This is a genomic window from Streptomyces sp. NPDC024698, assembly GCF_055559015.1.
Map to the genome: position 1 here is coordinate 13,184 of NZ_JBVHLK010000015.1, position 22,267 is coordinate 35,450.

Below are 22,267 nucleotides of genomic sequence, written 5' to 3' on the forward strand. Positions count from 1 at the left end.
CCGCCGCCACCGGTCACGCGCCACGCTCCGCCCGCCGTCAGCCCCGTAGGTCCACAAGGAGCGGCGGAGCGTGCTCCCCCTTCACGCTGGTCAGCGACAGCACGGCGTGCCCGGGCGGGACCGCGTGGGCCAGTTCGGAAGCGGACCAGCGTTCCCGTTCGACCTGACGCACGGTGACGGCGTCCGTGGTCACCGCCTTGCCGGTCACCAGCTTGCGCAGCGCGTGGATGGCCCGGGTCATGGGCTGGTCGGCGAAGACGGTGTGCTTGGCCACGTCCCGCGTCTCCACCCACTCGGTGCCCCAGGACTCGGCGAAACGGCCGCCGTCCCAGGTCGTGACGCCGGAGAAGGCCATACGGCAGCCGACCGCGCCGTACAGCGGTCCGTGCAGGGCCTCGGGGAGGTCGCCGATGCTCCGCAGGGCGAGGACCACTCCGGCGTTGTGCGCCCGCAGGCCCTGGATACGGCGTACGGTCTCGGCGGTCAGCGCGCCGGTCGCGTCGTCGAGGACCAGGCAGGCGAAGTGCCTGCGCCGGTCGCCGCCGCGCACGACGGCGGCGAACTGGGCGAGCAGCAGCCGGGTGATCAGCTGGGAGGCCTCTTCGTAGCCGCGTTCCGGCAGGTCGACGCGGACGCGCAGCGGATGGTGGGCCACCGCCCGGAGCGAGAACGGCCGGGCGCCGGTGCCCGAACCGAAGAAGTCCGCGAAGACGGGCCGGTCCAGCAGCGCCAGCCGGTCGGCCAGCACGGGACCGGGGTCGTTCGGGCCGCCGCTCTGGCGCAGGCGTGCCTCCAGCTCGCGGAGCATCGCGGGGTGGCCCCCGGCCGACAGGTCGTGCCGCAGCGGCTCCAGCAGCGCGGGCTCTCCGTCGAGCAGTTCGCGCAGCACGGGGATCGTCGGGAACGTGCCGTGCACGGCACGGTAGGGGCCGAGGAGCTGGGCCAGGGCCGTGGCGGCGCGCCGGACGTCGACGCCGTCGACGCTCCCGACCAGGCCTTCCGCGAGGAAGGCGGCGGCCTCGTCGGGGTCGTCGCTGTCGGCGTAGGGGTCCAGGTCGTGGACCGACCCGGGGTCGCCGAGCTTGACGACGACGTCGTACGCCGCCTCGGGGCCCAGAGGTGTCCCGGCGGCGGCCACGACGACGACGGCGCAGCGCGCGGTGAGTGCCTGGAGCCCGAGGGATTCGGCGACGGGCCGCACGAGGTGGCGTGTCTTGCCCGAACCCGCGGGTCCGACGGCGAGGAGGGAGGTGCCGAGGGTCGTCGGGCCGAGGGCGGCGCCCGCGCCGGAGTAGGCGAGCGGGGTGCGTTCCCGGGCGACCCACCGGCCGAGCCGCACCTGGGCGGCGAGCAGGTCGTGCGCGGCCGCGCGAACGGGCAGGTCGCGGTCTCCGGACGGATGGGTCCAGGCCGCGGCGCCCCGCCTGAGCACGGTGTCGCTGAAGCGGGTGAGCTGTCCGTCATGCCCGGCCGCGTCCCAGGCGCGCAGGATCCGCGCGCAGTCCACGTCGTTCATGCGCTCGGTCAGTACCTCGGAGGACAGGAGCTGCGCCGCCTCGTGCTGTCCGGCGGCCCTCAGTTCGGGCCATGCGGAGGGGGGCCCCGAGGGCTCGGGCGGCCCGGCCGGCGCCGGGACCGCGCCGACCGCCGCGGCCGGACGGGATCCGAGCCGCTCCACGACGAGCGGCCACCATCCGCCCAGTTTGGCGAAGGGCAGCAGGACGAGCGCGGTGATCAGCGTGTAGACGCCGTAGCTGATCGCGAGCGACTGGAACACGTCGTCCCCGCCGGCGATCAGCGCCACCAGGGACAGCACCGGATTGACGATCGGCAGGGGGTCCCACCCGACGCCCGGAAACGCGTCCGGCCAGACGAACGTCATGGTCACCAGGGCCGCCAGGGCCGCGACGAGGGCCCGGCCCGGCTGCGCGCGCCGTACGACGAAGTGATGGGCGATCTCGCGCCAGCTTCCGAGCCGTCCCATCGTGTAGACGAGCGCGGCGAAGAAGAGGCCGTCGTAGACGACGATCGCGTCCACGCCCTGCCAGGACTTCGGCGCGGTCGTCCCGCCCCACCACCAGCCCTCCGGCGTGAACAGTTTCAGCACGACCAGCTGATAGGGGACGTTCCCTCGGCGCCACAGGGACCAGACGATCAGCCCGATGACCAGGGGGAGCACCAGGCCGACGATGGTCACGGAGGGCAGCCGCCCGCGTTCCTTGGACGCCTTGGGGGCGACGTAGCCGTACCGCCAGATCCCGGGTGCGGCCTCGGGTCGGGGGGCGTCGAGCCAGTCGCGCACGGCCGGCCGGGACGCCGACGGGACGCCGGGCGCGGGCGGCGGGCCCGGGGGCTTGGGCGGAGCGGCGCCGGGGCCCGCGGACTGCCCCGGGGGTGCGGCCGGACGAGGCACGGGATCGGCATGCGTGCCTCGTGCGTCGCGCGTACCGTCGAAGTCCATCGTGTGCGCCCCCTGACCAGCCCGTCCGCCTGTCGCTCTCAGGTCAATCTAGTGGTCCCGCGGGGCGAGTTCACCGTTTACACGGCCGCTCTCGCGCCGGGACCGGCCACCGCGCGCCCGCTCCTCGCGGGCCACCGCGCCGGCCACCGTCCTGTCCACCGTTCCGTCCGTCGCCCGGTCGGTCGCTATGTCCATCACGGACAACGGATTGTTCCGACAACGCCCACATGGCGCATGCCGAGCACCCCCCCTCGGCTCTAGCCTGCGAAGAAAGCTGGCAAGCGTCCGAAAACCCCCCGCCCGGACCACCCCCCGCGTTCGCCGGGGACCCGTCCGGTTCGCCTCATCATCAGGGAGCCCCTCATGACCGCCCTTCCGCAGGAGCGCCGCGTCGTCACCGCCATTCCCGGCCCGAAGTCGCAGGAGTTGCAGGCCCGACGCGCCGCCGTGGTCGCGGCCGGAGTGGGCTCGGTGCTCCCCGTCTTCACCACGCGCGCCGGCGGCGGGATCATCGAGGACGTCGACGGCAACCGCCTCATCGACTTCGGCTCCGGCATCGCCGTGACGTCGGTCGGCGCGAGCGCCGAGGCCGTCGTGCGCCGGGCCTCCGCCCAGCTCCAGGACTTCACCCACACCTGCTTCATGGTCACGCCGTACGAGGGGTACGTCGCCGTCGCCGAGGCGCTCGCCGAGCTGACCCCGGGCGACCACGCCAAGAAGTCCGCCCTGTTCAACTCGGGTGCCGAGGCCGTCGAGAACGCCGTCAAGATCGCCCGCGCGTACACCAAGCGCCAGGCCGTCGTCGTGTTCGACCACGGTTACCACGGCCGTACGAACCTCACGATGGCGCTGACCGCCAAGAACATGCCGTACAAGAACGGTTTCGGTCCGTTCGCGCCCGAGGTCTACCGCGTACCGGTCGCCTACGGCTACCGCTGGCTGACCGGCCCGCAGAACGCGGGTGCCGAGGCGTCCGCCCAGGCCATCGACATGATCAACAAGCAGATCGGCGCCGACAACGTCGCCGCGATCATCATCGAGCCGCTACTCGGCGAGGGCGGCTTCATCGAGCCCGCGAAGGGCTTCCTTCCGGCCATCAGCCAGTTCGCCAAGGACAACGGCATCGTCTTCGTCGCGGACGAGATCCAGTCCGGCTTCTGCCGCACCGGCCAGTGGTTCGCCTGTGAGGACGAGGGCATCGTCCCGGACCTGATCACGACCGCCAAGGGCATCGCGGGCGGTCTGCCGCTCGCCGCCGTGACGGGCCGCGCCGAGATCATGGACGCCGCGCACTCGGGCGGCCTGGGCGGCACCTACGGCGGCAACCCGGTGGCCTGCGCCGCCGCGCTCGGCGCGATCGAGACGATGAAGGAGCTCGACCTCAACGCCAAGGCGAAGCACATCGAGTCGGTCATGAAGACCCGCCTCGGCGCCATGGCGGAGAAGTTCGAGATCATCGGCGAGGTCCGCGGCCGCGGCGCCATGATCGCGATCGAGCTCGTCAAGGACCCGGCCACCAAGGAGCCGAACCCGGAGGCGGCCGGCGCGCTCGCCAAGGCCTGCCACCAGGAGGGCCTGCTGGTCCTGACCTGTGGCACCTACGGCAACGTCCTTCGCTTCCTGCCCCCGCTGGTCATCGGCGAGGACCTCCTCAACGAGGGTCTCGACATCATCGAGCAGGCCTTCTCCCGCATCTGACGCGAGAAGCGTCCGAGCGCCGCAGCGCCGGAACCCCGGAACCGCCCACGGGCGGAGACCGCGGGGGTTCCGGCGCTGCGGCGTTCCCGTGGGGGCGTGTGAAGAAGGTGTGCGAGGTGCATGGCGGGACGCGAATCCGTCTGTCGGAGCCGCGCACCCTGCCGTAGGTTCTACCCAGATCAGGGATGGACCCGCCCACAGGGGACTGTGGGCTGCACCGGGCCGAGGCCTCCCCAGCTTCGCCCTGGTCGTGCCCTCGCGCACACACCCGGAGCTTGCGGCTCCGGTTCTCCTCACCGATCGGACGGCCGCCCGCCCCAAACCCCCCGGGGCGCGCGGTGTTCCGGTCCCGGCGGCCGCCCCGGAACCACCCCCCCTGTTCCGGGGCGGCCGACTCCCTGACATTCGCCGACGCCTCGTCCTCGACGACTGCGGGCAATGGCAGGCTGTCCCCCATGCCCCGCACGCCCCTCCTCCTCGGCCTGCCCTCGCTCTGCTTCGTCCTCATCACCTGGCAGGTCGTGGCGGGCGGCCCGCTGGTGCGCCTGGACGAACGGCTGAGCGGCGCCCTCGTCCACCCGGACCGGCTCTCCGAACTGCTCGCCGATCTGGGCAGTGTCCAGGTCGCGGTCCCGGTGCTCGTCCTGGCGCTCGTGCACGTCGCCCTGCGCCGGCGCGCCACCGGTATGGACCGGTGGTGGCTGCCACCGGCCGCCGCCGCGGTCCTGATGGTCCTCGTCCCGGCGGTGGTCGTGCCCCTGAAGGAACTGATCGCCAGGCCGGGCCCCCCGGTCATGGGACCCGGCACCGGCTTCTATCCCTCGGGGCACACGGCCACCGCCGCCGTCGCGTACGGCGCCGCGACCCTGCTCCTGCTGCCCCTGCTCCGCACGGCGGGCGCCCGGGGCGCGCTGCTGTGCGTGTGCGCGGCGCTGAACGCGTGCGTGGCCTTCGGCCTGGTCAGGCGCGGCTACCACTGGCCCCTGGACGTGGTGGCCAGCTGGTGTCTCTGTGCCGTGCTGCTGACCTCCCTGTGGCTCTTCGTCAGCCGAAGTACGCGTCGAAGGTCCGCGCGAACTCCCCTCCTCCGAACCGGTCCCAGTTGACCGACCAGGTCATCAGACCGCGCAGACCCGGCCAGGTGCCGTGGGTCGCGTACGAGCCGCAGTTGGCCTTCCTGGTGAGGCAGTCGAGGGTCTTGGTGACCTCGGCCGGGGACACGTAGCCGTTCCCGGCGTTGGTGGTGGCGGGCATGCCGATGGCTATCTGGTCCGGCCGCAGCGGCGGGAAGACGTTGGCCGTGTCGCCCGCGACCGGGAAGCCGGTCAGGAGCATGTCGGTCATCGCGATGTGGAAGTCGGCGCCGCCCATGGAGTGGTACTGGTTGTCGAGGCCCATGATCGACCCGGAGTTGTAGTCCTGGACGTGCAGGAGGGTCAGGTCGTCGCGCAGGGCGTAGATCACCGGGAGGTACGCGCCGGCGCGCGGGTCCTGGCCGCCCCATTTGCCGGTGCCGTAGTACTGGTACCCGAGCTGGACGAAGAACGTCTCCGGGGCCATGCTCAGGACGAACTTCGAGCCGTACTTGGCCTTCAGGGTCTTCAGGGCGGAGATCAGGTTCACGACCACCGGGGTGGTCGGGCTCTTGAAGTTGGTGTCGCTCGCGTCCAGGGAGAGCGAGTGGCCCTCGAAGTCGATGTCCAGACCGTCCAGGCCGTAGGTGTCGATGATCTTCGAGACCGAGGAGACGAAGGTGTCGCGGGCCGCCGTGGTGGTGAGCTGGACCTGTCCGTTCTGGCCGCCGATCGAGATCAGCACCTTCTTGCCCGCCGCCTGCTTGGCCTTGATCGCCGCCTTGAAGTCCGCGTCGCTCTCGACCGTGGGGCACTCGGCGACCGGGCAGCGGTTGAAGCGGATGTCGCCCGAGGTGATCGAGGTCGGCTCGCCGAAGGCCAGGTCGATGACGTCCCAGCTGTCGGGCACGTCGGCCATGCGGGTGTAACCGGCGCCGTTGGCGAAGCTCGCGTGGAGGTAGCCGACGAGTGCGTGCGTGGGCAGGTCGGAGGAGCCACCGCCACCGCCGCCCGAGCCCGCCGAGGTGGTCGCGGTGACGGTGGCCGACCTCGCGGACTCGCCCGCGGCGTTGGTCGCGGCGACCTGGAAGGAGTACGCGGTGGAGGCCGCGAGCCCGCTGACGGTGACCGAGGCTCCGGTGACGCTCTGGACCTTGACCCCGTCGCGGTAGACGGCGTACCCGGTCGCTCCGGGCACCGCCGTCCAGGACAGCGCGACCGAGGAGGACGTGACCGGGCCGGCCGTCAGACCGGTGGGCGCGGCCGGCGGCTGACCGGCGTCGACGCCGGGGCCGGTGAGCGAGAGGTCGTCGGCCCAGTAGGCGCCGGTGCCGTACCAGCCGTGCGTGTAGATCGTGACCTGCGTGGTGGACGCGCCGGTGCGGAAGGTGGTGCTCAGCTGCTGCCAGTCGGCGGCGGACGGGGTCCAGGTGCTGACGTCGGTCGTCCCGGTGCCGGTCGCGCCGAGGTAGACGTAGCTGCCCCGGACGTAGCCGGAGAGGGTGTACTGGGCGTCGGGCTTCACCGTCACGGTCTGCGAGCACTGCGCGTAGTCGCTGCCGGCCGGGGTCGCCGTCATCGCCGAACCGCCGCTGTGCACGGGTGAGTTGACGATGGCCGACGCCGTGCAGTTCCAGCCGCTCAGGCCGGACTCGAAGCCGCCGTTCCTGGCGAGGTCGGCATCGGCCGCGCGGGCGGCCGAGGAGAGCGCGACCAGGCCGGGTACGGCCAGGGCGGTGGCCGTACAGGCGGCGAGCAGCCCGCGGCGACGGCGCCCGAGGGATCTGCCGGGTCGGGTGGGGTCCATGACTGCCTCCGGGCATGGGGGAGTTGGAGGAGGGAACGCGCGCCCAACTTGGTCCAGACCAATTCGGTTGTCAAGTCCCGCGACAGACAACGCAGTTCGGACCTCCGCCGGGAACGGCTCCTCACTCCCGCCGATTCCTGTTTCCGGCGAGGGCCGCCGCCGCCTCGTGCATGGCCAGTTCGAGCAGCGCCGGGTCCGTGAGCGTGCCCGAGCCGTCCGGCGGGACCAGCCAGCGGACCCCGCCGGTCGCCCGCCCGGGATAGGGCACGACGATCCAGGTGCCGTGGCCCGCCGTACGCACCCCCGTGCCCAGCCAGCGGGCCGCGGTGCCAGCGGGCACGAAGAAGCCCATCCGGGCGTCACCGAAGTCGACGAGCACGGGACCGGGCTGGTCGAGCACCCGGGTCAGGACGTCGAGGGTCGGGTAGCCGAGCCCGCCCGGCAGGATCAGGACGTCCCAGGCCTTCCCCGCCGGCAGCAGCGCGATCCCCCGCGGATTGCGCTCCCACTCCCAGCGGCAGGCCTCGGGGTCCGGAGCCACCGATGCCAGCCACTCGACCGCCGCCTTGGGCCCTGTCATGACGGAACCTCCCTCTCGCGTCGACGCGGGTCGCGTCACAGGGGAGAGGGAGGTCCGGGTCGTGCATTACGCGGGTTCGGGCCACGAATCGGCGGAGATGTGCACGACCCTGCCGTCCGTGTGCCGTCAGCTGTCGAAGCCGAGGCCCAGCTTGTCCATCGTGCGCAGCCACAGATTGCGCCGGCCGCCGTGCGTGTCCGCCCGTGCCAGCGACCACTTGGTGAGCGCGATGCCGGTCCAGGCGAACGGCTCGGGCGGGAACGGCAGCGGCTTCCTGCGGACCATCTCCAGCCCGGTGCGTTCGGTGTGCTCCCCCGCCAGCAGGTCGAGCATCACCTCGGCCCCGAACCGGGTGGCGCCCACACCGAGGCCCGTGTAGCCGGCCGCGTAGGCGACCTTGCCCTGGTGGGCGCTGCCGAAGAAGGCCGAGAAGCGCGAGCAGGTGTCGATCGCGCCGCCCCAGGCGTGCGAGAAGCGGAGGCCCTCCAGCTGCGGGAAGCAGGTGAAGAAGTGCTCGGCGAGCTTGGCGTAGGTCTCCGGGCGGTCGTCGTACTCGGCACGCACCCGCCCGCCGTACGGGTAGATCGCGTCGTAGCCGCCCCACAGGATCCGGTTGTCGGCCGACAGCCGGAAGTAGTGGAACTGGTTCGCCGAGTCGCCGAGCCCCTGACGGTTCTTCCAGCCGACGGAGGCGAGCTGTTCGGCGGTGAGCGGCTCGGTCATCAGCGCGTAGTCGTAGACCGGGACGGTGTACGAGCGGACGCGCTTGACCAGGTTGGGGAAGATGTTGGTGCCGAGGGCCACCCGGCGGGCGCGGACGGAGCCGTACGGGGTGCGGACGGCCATCCCGGCGCCGGACGGCTTCAGGTCGAGGGCGGGCGTGTGCTCGTAGACCCGCACGCCGAGCTCCACGCACGCCCGCTTGAGGCCCCAGGCCAGCTTGGCCGGGTGCAGCATGGCCACCCCGCGGCGGTCGTGCAGCCCGGCCAGGAAGGTCGGGGAGTCGACCTGCTCCCGTACCGCGTCGGTGTCGAGGAACTCGATGCCTCCGGCGAGGCCCCTGCGTTCCAGCTCCTCGTGCCACTCGCTCAGTTCGGCCGCCTGGTGCGGCTCGGTGGCGACGTCGATCTCACCGCTGCGCTCGAAGTCGCAGTCGAGGGAGTAGCGGGCGACGGCCGCCTCGATCTCGTCGAGGTTGCGGGCGCCCAGCTCCTCCAGCTTCGCGATCTCGTCCGGCCAGCGGGTGAGCCCGTTGGACAGGCCGTGGGTGAGGGAGGCGGCGCAGAAGCCGCCGTTGCGGCCCGAGGCGGCCCAGCCCACCTCGCGCCCCTCCACCAGGACGACATCCCGCCCGGGGTCGCGCTCCTTGGCGATCAGCGCCGTCCACAGTCCGCTGTAACCGCCGCCGACGACGAGCAGATCGCAGGTCTCGGCGCCGGTGAGCGCGGGCTCGGGGCGGGGCTTGCCGGGGTCGTCCAGCCAGTAGGAGACCGGCTGGACGTCGGAAAGGGATCGCGTCCACTGATTACCACGGGTCATGGCGCTCGGGGCCATGATTTCAACTCCCTACAAGGGTGACGGGCTTTATGCCTTCTGCCTGTTCCGGCGATTTCCGATGATCATTCCGGACAGGACGAACAGTACGGCGACCAGGAACATGGCCGTGCCGATGACATTGATCTGAACGGGTGTTCCGCGCTGTGCCGAGCCCCAGACGAACATGGGGAACGTGACGGTCGAGCCCGCGTTGAAATTGGTGATGATGAAATCGTCGAAGGAGAGCGCGAAGGCGAGCAGTGCGCCCGCGGCGATTCCGGGGGCCGCGATGGGCAGGGTGACCCGCAAGAACGTCTGCGCCGGGCCGGCGTAGAGGTCCTGGGCCGCCTGTTCCAGCCTCGGGTCCATCGACATGACACGGGCCTTGACGGCCGTGACGACGAAGCTGAGGCAGAACATGATGTGGGCGATCAGGATCGTCCAGAAGCCCAGCTGGGCGCCCATGTTGAGGAACAGGGTGAGCAGCGAGGCGGCCATGACGACCTCGGGCATCGCCATCGGAAGGAAGATCAGCGAGTTCACGGCGCCGCGTGCGCGGAAGCGGTAGCGGACGAGCGCGAAGGCGATCATCGTGCCGAGGACGGTGGCTCCGATCGTCGCCCAGACGGCGATCTGGAGGCTGAGTCCGAGCGAACCGCACATGTCGGCGACGCCGCACGGATCCTTCCAGGCGTCGGTGGAGAACTGCTGCCACTCGTAATTGAAGCGCCCCTTCGGCTTGTTGAAGGAGAACACGGTGACGACGACGTTCGGCAGCAGCAGATAGCCGAGGGTCAGCAGTCCCGCGATGACGACGAGATGGCGCTTGAGCCAGGTGACGACGGACATTTAGACCAGATCCTCCGTCCCGGACCGGCGGATGTAGACCGTGACCATGAGCAGGATCGCGGCCATGAGGATGAAGGAGAGGGCGGCGGCCGTCGGATAGTCCAGAATCCTCAGGAACTGGGTCTGGATGACGTTGCCGATCATGCGGGTGTCGGTCGAGCCGAGGAGTTCGGCGTTGACGTAGTCACCGGCCGCCGGGATGAAGGTGAGCAGCGTTCCGGAGACCACGCCCGGCATCGACAGCGGGAAGGTGACCTTGCGGAAGGTCGTCCACGGCTTCGCGTACAGGTCGCCGGCGGCCTCGTGCAGCCGGCCGTCGATGCGCTCCAGCGAGGTGTAGAGCGGCAGGATCATGAACGGCAGGAAGTTGTACGTCAGACCGCACACGACGGCGAGCGGTGTCGCGAGGACGCGGTCGCCCGCCGTCCAGCCGAGCCAGTCCGTGACGCTCAGGACGTGCAGCGAGTTCAGCGTGTGCACGACCGGGCCGTTGTCGGCGAGGATCGTCTTCCAGGCCAGGGTGCGGATCAGGAAGCTGGTGAAGAACGGGGCGATCACCAGGATCATGATCAGGTTGCGCCAGCGGCCCGCCCGGAAGGCGATCAGGTAGGCCAGCGGGTAGCCGAGCACCAGACACAGGATCGTGGCGGCGGCCGCGTAGAAGACCGAGCGCAGGAACTGCGGCCAGTACTCGGTGAGCGAGTCCCAGTAGGTCACGAAGTGCCAGGTGACCTTGTAGCCCGCCTCCAGGGAGCCCGTCTGCACGGACGTGGAGGCCTGGTAGATCATCGGCAGCGCGAAGAAGACGACCAGCCAGAGCAGACCGGGCAGCAGCAGCCAGTACGGGGTCCATCTGCCGCGCTTGCGCGGCGGCTTCTTCTCGGGGATCGGCGTCACGGGGGGCGCCTCGGTGACGACAGCCATCAGGCGGCCTCCTCCTCGGCCGTGTCGGCACCGGCGCCGATGTCCTGGGCCGCGTCGAGACCGAACGTGTGCGCCGGGCTCCAGTGCAGGACGACGTCCGCGCCGGGCACCAGCCGGGGGTCCCGGTCGATGTTCTGGGCGTAGACCTCGAACTCGGGGCACACGGCGCTGTCGATGACGTACTGCGTGGAAACGCCGATGAAGCTGGAGTCGGCGATCTTGCCGGTGATCCGGTTGCGGCCGACGGGTATCTCGCCGGCGTCGTCGGCGTGCGTGAGGGAGATCTTCTCCGGGCGGACGCCGACCAGGACCTTGCCGCCGGTCGTGGCGGGGGCCGAACATCGCGCCTCGGGGAGCACCAGCTTGCCGCCGCCCGCCTTGAGCACGATGTCGCCGCCGCTGCGGGAGTCGACCTCGGCCTCGATGAGGTTCGAGGTGCCGAGGAAGTTGGCGACGAACGTGGTCCGCGGGTTCTCGTAGAGGTCGGCGGGCGCGCCGAGCTGTTCGACCCGGCCCGCGTTCATCACGGCGACCGTGTCGGCCATGGTCATGGCCTCCTCCTGGTCGTGCGTGACATGGACGAAGGTGATGCCGACCTCGGTCTGGATCCGCTTGAGCTCCAGCTGCATCTGGCGGCGCAGCTTGAGGTCGAGGGCGCCCAGCGGCTCGTCGAGGAGCAGCACCTTGGGGTGGTTGATCAGGGCGCGGGCGACCGCGACACGCTGCTGCTGGCCGCCGGAGAGCTGGTGGGGCTTCTTGCGCGCCTGCTCGCCGAGCTGGACGAGGTCGAGCATGTCGTCGACCTGCTTCTTGACGCTCTTGATCCCGCGCCGGCGCAGGCCGAAGGCGACGTTCTCGAAGATGTCCAGGTGCGGGAAGAGCGCGTAGGACTGGAAGACGGTGTTCACCGGCCGCTTGTAGGGCGGCAGGTACGTCACCTCCTGGTCGCCGAGGTGCACGGTGCCGGAGGAAGGTTCCTCCAGACCGGCGATCATGCGCAGGGTGGTGGTCTTGCCGCAGCCCGAGGCACCGAGCAGGGCGAAGAAGGAGCCCTGCGGCACGGTCAGGTCGAGCGGTTGCACGGCGGTGAAGCCGTTGTCGTAGGTCTTGCTGATCCCGGTGAGGCGGACGTCGCCGCTGTTCTCTGTCGTCATGATCGTCACGCCCCTGTGAGCTTCGCGAACTTCTCTTCGTAGGCGGTCTCTTCCTTCTGGCTCAGCGCGCGGAAGGAGTGGGACCTGGCCTGCATGGCCTTGTCGGGGACGATCAGCGGGTTGTTCGCCGCGTCCTGGTCGATCTTGGCAAGGTAGGGCTTCACGCCTTCGACCGGCGTCGCGTAGTTGATGTACGCGGCGAGCTCGGCGGCCTGCTGAGGCTCGTAGTAGAAGTCGATCAGCCGCTCGGCGTTCGTCTTGTGACGCGCCTTGTTGGGAATCAGCAGGTTGTCGGTCGACGTCATGTAGCCGCTGCCGGGGATGACGAAGTCGACGTCCGGGCTGTCGTTCTTGAGCTGGACGATGTCGCCGGCCCAGGCAACACAGGCGGCGATGTCGCCCTTGGTGAGGTCGGACGTGTAGTCGTTGCCGGTGAAGCGGCGGATCTGGCCCTTGTCGACGGCCTTCTGGAGCCGGGCTATCGCCGCGTCGAAGTCGTCGTCGGTGAACTTCGCCGGGTCCTTGCCCATGTCGAGCAGGGTCATGCCCATGGTGTCGCGCATCTCGGACAGGAACGAGACCCGGCCCTTGAGCTTCGGGTTGTCGAGGAGGTCGGAGACCGACTTCACCTCGATCCCGTCGAGCGCCTTCTTGTTGAAGGCGACGATCGTCGGGATGCCCTGCCACGGGTAGGAGTAGGCGCGTCCCGGGTCCCAGTCCGGGTTGCGGAACTGCGACGACAGGTTGGTGTAGGCGTGCGGCAGGTTGGACGGGTCGAGTTTCTGCACCCAGCCCAGCCGGATCACGCGCGCGGCCAGCCAGTCGGTGAGGACCATCAGGTCACGGCCGGTGTCCTGGCCCGCGGCGAGCTGCGGCTTGATCTTGGCGAAGAACTCGTTGTTGTCGTTGATGTCCTCGGTGTACTTCACCGAGATGCCGGTCCGTTTACGGAAGGCCTCCAGCGTCGGGTGGTGCTTGCCGCTGTCGTCGAGGTCGATGTACTCGGTCCAGTTGGAGAAGTTGAGGGTCTTCTCCGTGGCCGAGTGGTCCTCGGCGGACGTGCCGCCCTGGGTCCGGCCGGCCGCGGGGATCCCGCAGCCGCTCAGCGCCCCGAGTCCGCCGACGGCCAGCGCGCCGCCGGCGGAGGCGCGCAGCAGTGAACGACGGGTGAGGGCCGCCCTGCCGTTCCGGAAGCTGCGCCGCATGGCGGCCAGTTGCACCGGGGACAGGCGTTCGGGCTCGTACTGCTCCATGCTCTGATGCCCTTTCGGAAGGGTCGCGGCCGTGGTCGCGGCCTGGTCTGCCACAGGGCCGTAGCCGGTGGACGTGCTACGGCCGGTCCCCGAAGACCGTGCGGTGCCAGTCCTTCTCGGCGACCGCGGTGTTGTCGAACATGACGTGCTTGACCTGCGTGTACTCCTCGAAGGAGTAGGCGGACATGTCCTTGCCGAAGCCGGATGCCTTGTATCCGCCGTGCGGCATCTCGCTGATGATCGGAATGTGGTCGTTGACCCACACACAGCCGGCCTTGATCTCGCGGGTCGCGCGGTTGGCCCGGTAGACGTCCCGGCTCCAGGCGGAGGCGGCGAGTCCGTACGGTGTGTCGTTGGCCAGCGCGATGCCCTCGTCGTCGGTGTCGAACGGGAGCACCACCAGGACCGGGCCGAAGATCTCGGCCTGCACGATCTCGCTGTCCTGCGCCGCGTCGGCGACGAGCGTGGGCGCATAGTACGCGCCGCTCTTGAGATCTCCCTGTGGAACCTCGCCGCCGGTCACCACGCGTGCGTAGCCGCGGGCCCGGTCGACGAATCCGGCGACGCGGTCGCGCTGGGCGTGCGAGATCAGGGGGCCGAGGTCGGTGCCGGGCGCGAACGGGTCGCCCACGCGGACGCTCGCCATCAGGGCGGCGGTGCGCTCGACGAACGCGTCGTAGAGCGGCCGTTGCACATACGCGCGGGTGGCGGCCGTGCAGTCCTGGCCGGTGTTGATGAGCGAACCGGCGACCGCACCGTTCACGGCGGCCTCCAGATCCGCGTCGTCGAAGACGAGGAAGGGGGCCTTGCCGCCGAGCTCCAGGTGCAGGCGCTTGACGGTCGAGGTGGCGATCTCGGCGACGCGCCTGCCGACGGCGGTCGAACCGGTGAAGGACGTCATGGCGACGTCGGGGTGGCCGACGAGGTGTTCGCCCGCCTCCTTGCCCAGGCCCGTGACGATGTTGATGACACCGTCCGGGATGCCGGCGTGGGTGGCGGCCTCGGCGAACAGCAGGGAGGTGAGCGGGGTCAGTTCGGCGGGCTTCAGCACGATCGTGTTGCCGGCCGCGACGGCCGGGAGGATCTTCCAGGCGGCCATCTGGAGCGGGTAGTTCCAGGGTGCGATGGAACCGACGACCCCGATGGGCTCCCGGCGTACGTACGAGGTGTGGTCGCCGGAGTACTCGCCGGCCGACTGCCCCTGGAGGTGCCGGGCCGCGCCCGCGAAGAACGCGGTGTTGTCGATGGTTCCCGGGACGTCGAACTCGCGGGTCAGCTTGAGGGGCTTTCCGCACTGGAGCGACTCGGCCTGGGCGAACTCCTCGGCCCGCTCGGCGAGTACGGCGGCGAACCGGTGCAGCGCGTCGGACCGCTCCCCGGGGGTGGTGGCCGCCCAGCCGGGGAACGCCGCGCGGGCGGCGGCGACGGCCGCGTCCACGTCCGCGGTGCTCGCCAGCCCGTAGGTGTACACCTCCTCGCCCGTGGCGGGGTTCACGACGGCGTGGGTACGACCGGAGGTGCCCTTCGTCAGACGGCCTCCGATGTACTGCGCGCCGTCCGCGAGGCGGTCCTGCGCCTGGAAGCGATGGCCCGGATTGTGCATGTCGCTCTCCTCCGCCGTCCTCCCCGTCGAGACGGGGGTCGGCGTAGCTCCAGCTCGATTTGAGTGCCGATCCTGGCAGAGCTAGGGGACTCCAACAAGTGATTCCGTTGTTGCCTTTTGGTTACGCGACGGAATCCTTCGACCAGGTGTCGAGTCCGCCAGGAAAAGGCGGGACGGTATGTCAGTGGTGCGTGCCACAGTGGCGTGCATGGGGACGATCGATACGCGGGACGCGCTGGTCAGTGTGGTCGAGTCGGGGACGCGAGTGAAGTACCTGCACTTCTGGGGGCACCGGCCGAGGGCGGACGGCCAGGTGGGGACCAGCTGTCTCAGCCAGTGGTGGCCGTCACCCTTCGTGGTCGAAGGAGTCTCGTACGCGACGGCGGAGCACTGGATGATGGCCTCCAAGGCCCGCCTGTTCGGTGACGCCGAGGCCGAGCGGCAGGCGATCGGCGCGGCGAGCCCCGCGCTCGCCAAGAAGGCCGGGCGGCTGGTGCGCGGCTTCGACGAGACGGTGTGGCAGCGCGAGCGGTTCGGGATCGTCGTCGAGGGCAGCGTCCACAAGTTCGCCGCCCACCCCGATCTGAGGACGTTCCTGCTGGGCACGGGCGGGAGGGTGCTGGTCGAGGCGAGCCCCGTGGACCGGGTCTGGGGCATCGGTCTGGCCGCCGACGACGAGGGAGCCGCCGACCCGCGCCGGTGGCGGGGGTCGAACCTGCTGGGCTTCGCCCTGATGGAGGCACGCGAGCGGCTTCGCTAGCCGCTGGGCCCAGCGGGGGGCACGGGGCCCGGGAATCGTATCTCCGACGCATGTGTCCCGGGCCCGCAATCGGTGGCCGCCCGGATGCGACGGCGGGTGAACCGGCTGAGACTGTGCCCGTGACCGGCACCGACGCGACGCGGGACGACACCGCGCCCACACGACCCCGCACCCCGAACCAGTCGCTGGCGCTGGCCGCGATGCTCTTCGCCGTGGCGATGACGTTCATCGACCAGACGATCGTCTCCATCGCCGCGCCGGACATCGTCCGCGAGCTGGGGCTCTCCGCGTCCGGGATGCAGTGGGTGGTCAACGCCTACCTGCTGTCGCTGGCCGCGTTCTTCGCGCTCGGCGGACGTCTCGCCGACCTGCTCGGACCACGCCGTGTGGTCGTCGTCGGCACCCTCGTGTTCGTGATCTCGTCGGTGCTGTGCGGCTGTGTGCCCAAGGGCGACCTCGCGCAGACCTGGCTGATCGTGTTCAGGGCGACCCAGGGGCTCGGGGCCGCCCTGCTCTTCCCCGCGGCACTGGCGGTGGTCGTGGCGGTCTTCCCCGTGGAGCGGCGCGGCCGCGCCCTGGCGCTGTTCTTCGGACTGTCGGGCGCGCTGACGGCCATCGGCCCGCTGCTGGGCGGCTGGCTCACCGCGTGGACCTGGCGGGCGATCTTCTGGGTCAACGTGCCCGTCGCCGTCGTGGCGCTCGTCCTGACCGTCATGGCGCACATTCCCGACCGGCGGCGGCACGAGTCCCTTGACCGCGTCGGGGCGCTGCTCATCGCCGTCGGCATGGGCCTGAGCGTGCTCGGCTTCCAGCAGGCCGGTTCCTGGGGCTGGGGCAGCGTGGCGACCTGGGCCTGCATCGTGGGCGGCCTCGTCGTGCTGGTCGTCTTCTGGCGCTACGAGCGGGACAGGCTCCACCCCCTGGTCAATCTGGCGGTCTTCCGGGACAAGGCGTTCACCGTGGACGCCCTGGTGCTCTTCTTCGCCATGCTCGCCTTCGTCCCGGTCTTCTTCTTCGCCTCGGTGTACGCGCAGGTCTCCCTCAGCGCCTCACCCAACCAGGCGGCGCTCTACCTGCTGTACTTCTTCATCGGCTTCGCGATCGCCTCCCAGTGGGGCGGCCGCATGCTCGACAAACAGGGCGCACGGCCGGCCATGAAGATCGGCACGATCCTCGGCGCGGTCGGGTTCTATCTCTGGGCCGACAAGCTGACCGACCTGTCCATGCACGACCAGTGGCCCTACGTCGCCCTCGCCGGTGCCGGTATCGGTTTCATCCTGGCGCCCGCGTCCACCGACGCCGTCAACCGGTCCATCGGGGCCTCCTACGGCGAGGTCACCGGCATCACCCAGACGGTCCGCAACTACGCGGCGAGCGTGGGGCTCGCCGTCTTCGGGACCGTCCTGACGCACACGATGACGGACAAGGTCGTCTCGACGCTCACGTCCCACGGCATGACCTCGGCCCAGGCCCACGACGTGGCCCACGACATCGCCCAGGCCATCACGGGCAACGCCGACGCGCAGCAGCCCACGGGCACCGGACCCGCCGCGTCGACCATGCGCGATGTGATGAGCAGCGTGCGGACGGACTTCGCCGAGGCCAACCAGTACGTCTTCTACGGCATGGCGATCGCGCTCGCCGTCGCCTTCCTCTGCGCCCTGCGCCACCCCGGAGGCCGTGCGGGCGCCACGGCGCAGGACCAGGAGTCCGCTCCGGCCGAGTGACACCCGCCCCCGGCCCGTCCCCACCCGGGCTCCGGGCCGGCGGACGCGGGGTCCGGGCCGGCGGACGCCGGTCATCGCCGGTGTGTCACCAGGGACGTGGAGAAGCCGCCGCCGCCCGAGTCCGAGCCGCCGCCGTCGTGGGCGTAGACCACGATCAGGACGAACACGCCGATGGCCAGGACGAGCCCGACGGCTCCGCAGATGACCCCGGCCAGCGCCTGCCCGGGGTTCGTGGCCTCGCCGCGGCGGGCCCTGGCCCCGCCGATCAACCCGAAGATCACGGCGAGGACGCCCAGCACGATCGCCAGCGGCCACACGATGAACAGGACCGAGGCGATGATGCCGAGCACCAGCCCGGCGGTTCCGAGGCCGTTGCTCGGCATGGGCTGCCGGACGGGCCAGCCGTAGCCGTGGGCGCCGGGGTACTGCGCGTAGCCGGTGCCATAGCCGTACCCGTACCCGTACGGGAGACCCGGACCGTCGGGGGCGATGGGCGGCGGGGGGACGGGCTCGCCGGGAACGGGCTGCGGGTAGGGGCTGCGGGCGGCCGGCGGAGCGAAGGGGCTGTTTCCCGCCGGTGGGGCGAAGGGGTTGTCCCAGGCCGGGCCGCCGAGGTTGCCGGGCGCGGGCGGGACGGGTGCGCCGGGCAGTGAGGTGATCGCCGGGAGGCCGTACGCCGGAGGGGGCGCGGCACTCCCCCGTGCGGCACCCCTGAAGGAGGTGATCTCCTCGGGCGGCGTCCACGGATCGAACTCCGCCTCCCGGCCGGCGTCGCGCTTCCCGAGGGAGACCCGGGCGTCCGGAACGGGGGCGGCGAAGGGTGCGGGGCCCTGAGCGGGCACGGAACCACGGGACACGCCACCGGACCGGGCTCCCGCGTCGTCCGCCGTGTGCCCAGGCCCATCACCGGACGCGCTGTCCTCCCACCGCGCGGCCGCCTCGGTCCCGCTGCCCGCCTCGGTCCCGCTGCCCGCCTCAGTCTCGCTGCCCGGCTCGGGCGACCTGCCCGGCTCGGGCGACCCGTCCTGCCCGGGGGCCCCGGCGTCGGCCGGCGTCGGGTTCGGTCCGCCCGGTGGAGCCCACGCGGCCGCGTCGCGTGGGGCTGTCGGCCTCTGGGCGTCGTCGGACATGCGCGAGTCCCCTCTCTCGTACGTTCCGTCATGCTACGGCCCGAGCCGCTCCCCCGATCTCCGTCGTACGAGGGCCTGATCGTCCCCCGAGGGGCACACCGGGCCCGGACGGCGGGGGCCGCCTACGATGATCCCGAACCATCGATCAGCCGATCACCCGCGTCCCGCCGAACCCGGCACAGGGGCGCCGTTCCGGGGAGGAACCCGTTGACCGAGCACATCACCGTACGCGACGACGCCCGTGACCTGGGCACCTTCATCGCCGGGCTGCCCAAGGCCGAACTGCACGTCCACCACGTCGGCTCCGCCTCCCCGCGCATCGTGTCCGAGCTCGCCGCCCGCCACCGCGACTCCCGGGTGCCGAGCGACCCCGAGGCACTCGTGGACTACTTCACGTTCACGGACTTCGCCCACTTCATCGAGGTCTACCTCTCCGTCGTCGACCTGATCCGTACGCCCGAGGACGTACGGCTGCTGACCTACGAGGTCGCCCGTGACATGGCCCGCCAACAGGTGCGCTACGCCGAGCTGACGATCACTCCGTGGTCCTCCACCCGGCGCGGAATCGACGAGCGCGCCTTCATGGACGCCATCGAGGACGCCCGCACGTCCGCCGAGAAGGAGCTCGGTGTCGTCCTGCGCTGGTGCTTCGACATCCCGGGCGAGGCGGGTCTTGAGGCAGCCGAGGAGACCATGCGGCTCGCGACCGACGACCGGCTGCGGCCGGAGGGGCTCGTCTCCTTCGGGCTCGGCGGCCCCGAGATCGGCGTGCCGAGGCCCCAGTTCAAGCCGTACTTCGACCGGGCCCGCGCGGCGGGGCTGCGCTCCGTGCCGCACGCCGGCGAGACGACGGGCCCGGAGACGGTCTGGGACGCGCTGAACCACCTCGGCGCCGAGCGCATCGGCCACGGCACGAGCTCCGCGCGGGACCCGAAGCTGCTTGCCCATCTCGTCGAGCACGGCATCGCCCTCGAGGTCTGCCCGACCTCGAACATCGCCACCCGCGCGGTCCGCACCCTGGACGAGCACCCGGTCAAGGAGTTCGCGGCGGCCGGCGTGACGGTCACCGTCAACTCCGACGACCCGCCGATGTTCGGCACCGACCTCAACACCGAGTACGCGGTCACGGCCCGCCTCCTCGAACTCGACGAGCAGGGCGTCGCCGAGCTCGCCAAGAACGCGGTGCACGCGTCGTTCCTCGACGGTACGGCGAAGGCGCAACTCGCGGCGGAGATCGACACGTACGCCGCCACCTGGCTCGCGCTCTGACCCAGCACAATGGGCGCATGCGCACCGTGACCGCAGTCGCCCACCGCGGCGACCCCTATCGCGCCCGTGAGAACACGCTCGACTCCCTGCGTTCCGCGCTCCTCCGGGGCGCGGACGCCGTGGAGATCGACGTGCGTCCGACGCGCGACCGCGTCCCCGTCCTGCTGCACGACGCGACGCTCAAACGCCTGTGGGGACACGACCGTCCGCTGAGCTCGCTCTCCGGCGACGAGGTGCGCGGGCTCACGGCGGGCGGTGTCCCGACGCTGGCGGAGGCCCTGGCGGCGACCGGCGAGCACCGGGTCATGGTCGATCTGCCGGGCGCGGTGGACGTGCGGGCCGCGCGCGAGATCGTGGACGTGGTGCGGGCGTGCGGGGCCGGGGAGCGGGTGTACTACTGTGCCGCGGCCCCCGCCATGCTCGCGGTGCGGGCCGCCGATCCGTCCGCGGAGATCGCGCTGACCTGGACGAGCCTCGCGCCGCCGCGTCCGGGCCTGCTCGACGTCGTACGCCCGCGCTGGCTCAACTACCGCTTCTCTCTGGTGAGTCGGGATCTCGCGGCCCGGGTGCACCGCGGCGGGCAGCTGCTGTCCGTCTGGACGCCGGACACCCGTCGCTCCATGCGCCGTCTGCTCGACGCGGGCGTCGACTCGATCACGACCAACCGAATCGACACGCTGACGGCGCTGCGCAGGGACTGAACCGGCGGTCGGCCGACGGGCGCCGGCAGGGGAACCGGTCCGGCGCCGGGTGCCGCCGGCGTTTTGTCTTCTCGCGGACGACGTACGGCGCACGGGTGCCCCGGACAGGGGCGGCTCTGTCGCTCACGACGGGTGCGTATGCCCCGACGTGAGCGTGTTCGAAGCCGCCCCTGTCCGGGGCTCCGAAGGATCAGGCGCCGCTCTCGCGCAGCATGTCCTCGCGCTCGACGAGCTTCACGCGCTGACGGCCCTGCGGTTCGCCCAGCGCCTTCTCGGCCGCGTCGAGCCGGTACCAGCCCTCCCACGTGGTGAATCGGACGTCCCGCTCGCCGAGGAAGGCGTCGACGGCCTCGGGATCGGGCGAAGTGGGCGTCAGCAGACGGCCGTTGGTGTGGTCGTCGAGCAGGCTCGCGACCGTCTCGTTGGCGTCGCCCTTGGTGTGACCGATCAGACCGATGGGACCGCGCCGGATCCAGCCGGTGACATAGGTGGAGGCCAGGTGCTCGCCCGAGTCCTCCAGGACCCGGCCGGCCGCGTCGGGCACGGTGCCCGACTCGACGTCCCAGGGCAGCTTGGGCAGGCTGTCGGAGAGGTAGCCCACGGCACGGTAGACCGCGCTGACGTCCCAGTCCTTGAACTCGCCGGTGCCCTTGACGTTCCCGGTGCCGTCGAGGGCGGTGCGCTCGGTGCGCAGGCCGGTGACCTCGCCGTTCTCGCCGAGGATCTCGGTGGGCGACTCGAAGAAGTGCAGGAACAGCTTGTGCGGGCGGTCGCCGGCGTCGCGGATCGCCCAGTTCTCCAGGGTCTTGGCGACCATGTCGGCCTGCTTGTTGCCGCGCCGGGTGGCGATCGAACCCTCGTCGTAGTCGATGTCCTCGGGGTCGACGATGACCTCGATGTTCGGCGAGTGGTCCAGCTCGCGCAGCTCCATCGGGCTGAACTTCGCCTGCGCGGGACCGCGGCGGCCGAAGACGTGGACCTCCAGGGCCTTGTTGGCCTTGAGCCCCTCGTACACGTTCGGCGGGATCTCGGTGGGCAGCAGTTCGTCCGCCGTCTTGGCGAGGACGCGGGCCACGTCCAGGGCGACGTTGCCGACACCGAGGACGGCGACCTTCTCGGCCTCCAGCGGCCAGGTGCGCGGGACGTCCGGGTGACCGTCGTACCAGGAGACGAAGTCCGCCGCGCCGTACGAACCGTCGAGCTCGACGCCGGGGATGTCGAGGGCCCGGTCGGCGGTCGCGCCCGTGGAGAAGATCACCGCGTCGTAGAAGGCGCGCAGATCGTCCAGGTTGATGTCGCGGGGATAGTCGACGTTGCCGAACAGACGGATCTGCGGCTTGTCGAGCACCTGGTGCAGGGCGGTGATGATGCCCTTGATCCGGGGGTGATCGGGGGCGACGCCGTAACGGATGAGACCGAACGGGGCCGGCATCCGCTCGAACAGGTCGATGGAGACACCGGGCTCGGCGGCCACTGCGGATTTCAGCAGCGCGTCGGCGGCGTAGATTCCGGCCGGGCCGGCTCCGACAATGGCTACCCGCAGAGGGCGAGGCATGATCAGATTCCCTTCGGGCAGGGGCAGAGGACTCGACGGGAAGCCTAAACTGAGGCAAACCTAAGTCGGTAGGCGGGTCCGGGCTATGACCTCATAAGGCCGACTTATGGGTACTGAAGGACCGCTTTATGGGTGGCGCCCACACCCGCCCCGGTGCCCCCGCGGCTGCCTCTGTGCCCCGCGTCCG

At 71.0% G+C, this 22,267-nt stretch carries 17 protein-coding genes and 1 pseudogene; 6 read left to right on the forward strand and 12 right to left on the reverse strand.

All coding sequences use genetic code 11. The features are described from left to right. Positions 1-37: 37 nt before the first annotated feature. Entirely contained in the window at positions 38-2,461 is a 2,424-nt protein-coding gene (locus ACZ4AA_RS27235; RefSeq protein WP_467608364.1) for a type IV secretory system conjugative DNA transfer family protein, read from the reverse strand. A gap of 48 nt (positions 2,462-2,509) precedes the next feature. Next, positions 2,510-2,656 carry a hypothetical protein gene (locus ACZ4AA_RS27240; protein WP_467608367.1) on the reverse strand — a complete coding sequence of 49 codons (147 nt, stop codon included), beginning with the start codon at positions 2,654-2,656 and terminating at the stop codon, positions 2,510-2,512. 168 nt (positions 2,657-2,824) lie between these two features. On the opposite strand from ACZ4AA_RS27240, the gene gabT reads away from it, so the two are divergent. Then, positions 2,825-4,159, forward strand: coding sequence for a 4-aminobutyrate--2-oxoglutarate transaminase (gene gabT / locus ACZ4AA_RS27245; RefSeq protein WP_467608370.1), 1,335 nt, complete (start codon positions 2,825-2,827; stop codon positions 4,157-4,159). A gap of 455 nt (positions 4,160-4,614) precedes the next feature. Further along, a complete protein-coding gene (locus ACZ4AA_RS27250) occupies positions 4,615-5,265 on the forward strand; it encodes a phosphatase PAP2 family protein (RefSeq protein WP_467608374.1) in 651 nt (216 codons plus the stop codon). On the opposite strand, the gene ACZ4AA_RS27255 is transcribed toward ACZ4AA_RS27250, so the two are convergent. From ACZ4AA_RS27255 to ACZ4AA_RS27290, 8 genes are all read right to left on the reverse strand, one after another. After that, the gene (locus ACZ4AA_RS27255) at positions 5,204-7,039 is read right to left on the reverse strand and encodes a chitinase (RefSeq protein ID WP_467608378.1); all 1,836 of its coding nucleotides are present in this window, start codon (positions 7,037-7,039) and stop codon (positions 5,204-5,206) included. The genes ACZ4AA_RS27250 and ACZ4AA_RS27255 overlap by 62 nt on opposite strands. Positions 7,040-7,160: 121 nt before the next feature. After that, entirely contained in the window at positions 7,161-7,619 is a 459-nt protein-coding gene (locus ACZ4AA_RS27260) for a hypothetical protein (RefSeq protein ID WP_467608381.1), read from the reverse strand. A gap of 126 nt (positions 7,620-7,745) precedes the next feature. Continuing rightward, positions 7,746-9,173 (reverse strand): NAD(P)/FAD-dependent oxidoreductase, encoded by a 1,428-nt coding sequence (locus tag ACZ4AA_RS27265; protein WP_467608384.1) that lies wholly within the window; start codon positions 9,171-9,173, stop codon positions 7,746-7,748. Between the two features lie 30 nt (positions 9,174-9,203). Then, positions 9,204-10,004, reverse strand: coding sequence for an ABC transporter permease (locus ACZ4AA_RS27270; RefSeq protein WP_339131907.1), 801 nt, complete (start codon positions 10,002-10,004; stop codon positions 9,204-9,206). Continuing rightward, complete coding sequence (locus ACZ4AA_RS27275; protein ID WP_467608388.1) at positions 10,005-10,928, reverse strand: ABC transporter permease; 924 nt, start codon at positions 10,926-10,928, stop codon at positions 10,005-10,007. Continuing rightward, the gene (locus ACZ4AA_RS27280; protein ID WP_467608392.1) at positions 10,928-12,082 is read right to left on the reverse strand and encodes an ABC transporter ATP-binding protein; all 1,155 of its coding nucleotides are present in this window, start codon (positions 12,080-12,082) and stop codon (positions 10,928-10,930) included. The genes ACZ4AA_RS27275 and ACZ4AA_RS27280 overlap by 1 nt, the downstream gene beginning before the upstream one ends. Positions 12,083-12,087: 5 nt before the next feature. Continuing rightward, positions 12,088-13,335 carry a polyamine ABC transporter substrate-binding protein gene (locus tag ACZ4AA_RS27285; RefSeq protein WP_467608397.1) on the reverse strand — a complete coding sequence of 416 codons (1,248 nt, stop codon included), beginning with the start codon at positions 13,333-13,335 and terminating at the stop codon, positions 12,088-12,090. Positions 13,336-13,411: 76 nt separating this feature from the next. Further along, complete coding sequence (locus ACZ4AA_RS27290) at positions 13,412-14,938, reverse strand: gamma-aminobutyraldehyde dehydrogenase (protein WP_467608400.1); 1,527 nt, start codon at positions 14,936-14,938, stop codon at positions 13,412-13,414. A gap of 178 nt (positions 14,939-15,116) precedes the next feature. Here ACZ4AA_RS27290 and ACZ4AA_RS27295 point away from each other — a divergent pair, with 178 nt between their 5' ends. Both ACZ4AA_RS27295 and ACZ4AA_RS27300 read left to right on the forward strand, forming a co-directional pair. Then, the gene (locus ACZ4AA_RS27295; protein WP_467608403.1) at positions 15,117-15,698 is read left to right on the forward strand and encodes an NADAR family protein; all 582 of its coding nucleotides are present in this window, start codon (positions 15,117-15,119) and stop codon (positions 15,696-15,698) included. Positions 15,699-15,898: 200 nt separating this feature from the next. Further along, positions 15,899-17,425 carry an MFS transporter gene (locus tag ACZ4AA_RS27300; protein WP_467608809.1) on the forward strand — a complete coding sequence of 509 codons (1,527 nt, stop codon included), beginning with the start codon at positions 15,899-15,901 and terminating at the stop codon, positions 17,423-17,425. 71 nt (positions 17,426-17,496) lie between these two features. Here the strand turns inward: ACZ4AA_RS27300 and ACZ4AA_RS27305 are convergent, their stop codons facing one another. After that, positions 17,497-18,267: a DUF4190 domain-containing protein gene (locus ACZ4AA_RS27305; RefSeq protein WP_467608408.1), complete on the reverse strand. Its 771-nt coding sequence runs from the start codon at positions 18,265-18,267 to the stop codon at positions 17,497-17,499. 366 nt (positions 18,268-18,633) lie between these two features. Between ACZ4AA_RS27305 and ACZ4AA_RS27310 the strand changes: the two are divergent. After that, positions 18,634-19,824, forward strand: a pseudogene (locus tag ACZ4AA_RS27310) (adenosine deaminase). Positions 19,825-19,841: 17 nt separating this feature from the next. After that, a complete protein-coding gene (locus ACZ4AA_RS27315; protein ID WP_467608412.1) occupies positions 19,842-20,525 on the forward strand; it encodes a glycerophosphodiester phosphodiesterase in 684 nt (227 codons plus the stop codon). 190 nt (positions 20,526-20,715) lie between these two features. Here the strand turns inward: ACZ4AA_RS27315 and ACZ4AA_RS27320 are convergent, their stop codons facing one another. Further along, positions 20,716-22,080: an FAD-dependent oxidoreductase gene (locus ACZ4AA_RS27320; RefSeq protein ID WP_467608416.1), complete on the reverse strand. Its 1,365-nt coding sequence runs from the start codon at positions 22,078-22,080 to the stop codon at positions 20,716-20,718. Positions 22,081-22,267: the final 187 nt, after the last annotated feature.

Coding starts and splice junctions, on each gene's coding strand:
- ACZ4AA_RS27270 (WP_339131907.1), bottom strand. CDS start 10,004: ATGTCCGTCGTCACCTGGCTCAAGCGCCATCTCGTCGTCATCGCGGGA.
- ACZ4AA_RS27250 (WP_467608374.1), top strand. CDS start 4,615: ATGCCCCGCACGCCCCTCCTCCTCGGCCTGCCCTCGCTCTGCTTCGTC.
- ACZ4AA_RS27265 (WP_467608384.1), bottom strand. CDS start 9,173: ATGGCCCCGAGCGCCATGACCCGTGGTAATCAGTGGACGCGATCCCTT.
- ACZ4AA_RS27235 (WP_467608364.1), bottom strand. CDS start 2,461: ATGGACTTCGACGGTACGCGCGACGCACGAGGCACGCATGCCGATCCC.
- ACZ4AA_RS27285 (WP_467608397.1), bottom strand. CDS start 13,335: ATGGAGCAGTACGAGCCCGAACGCCTGTCCCCGGTGCAACTGGCCGCC.
- ACZ4AA_RS27260 (WP_467608381.1), bottom strand. CDS start 7,619: ATGACAGGGCCCAAGGCGGCGGTCGAGTGGCTGGCATCGGTGGCTCCG.
- ACZ4AA_RS27315 (WP_467608412.1), top strand. CDS start 19,842: ATGCGCACCGTGACCGCAGTCGCCCACCGCGGCGACCCCTATCGCGCC.
- ACZ4AA_RS27295 (WP_467608403.1), top strand. CDS start 15,117: ATGTCAGTGGTGCGTGCCACAGTGGCGTGCATGGGGACGATCGATACG.
- ACZ4AA_RS27300 (WP_467608809.1), top strand. CDS start 15,899: ATGCTCTTCGCCGTGGCGATGACGTTCATCGACCAGACGATCGTCTCC.
- ACZ4AA_RS27240 (WP_467608367.1), bottom strand. CDS start 2,656: ATGGACATAGCGACCGACCGGGCGACGGACGGAACGGTGGACAGGACG.
- ACZ4AA_RS27290 (WP_467608400.1), bottom strand. CDS start 14,938: ATGCACAATCCGGGCCATCGCTTCCAGGCGCAGGACCGCCTCGCGGAC.
- ACZ4AA_RS27255 (WP_467608378.1), bottom strand. CDS start 7,039: ATGGACCCCACCCGACCCGGCAGATCCCTCGGGCGCCGTCGCCGCGGG.
- ACZ4AA_RS27280 (WP_467608392.1), bottom strand. CDS start 12,082: ATGACGACAGAGAACAGCGGCGACGTCCGCCTCACCGGGATCAGCAAG.
- gabT (WP_467608370.1), top strand. CDS start 2,825: ATGACCGCCCTTCCGCAGGAGCGCCGCGTCGTCACCGCCATTCCCGGC.
- ACZ4AA_RS27320 (WP_467608416.1), bottom strand. CDS start 22,080: ATGCCTCGCCCTCTGCGGGTAGCCATTGTCGGAGCCGGCCCGGCCGGA.
- ACZ4AA_RS27275 (WP_467608388.1), bottom strand. CDS start 10,928: ATGGCTGTCGTCACCGAGGCGCCCCCCGTGACGCCGATCCCCGAGAAG.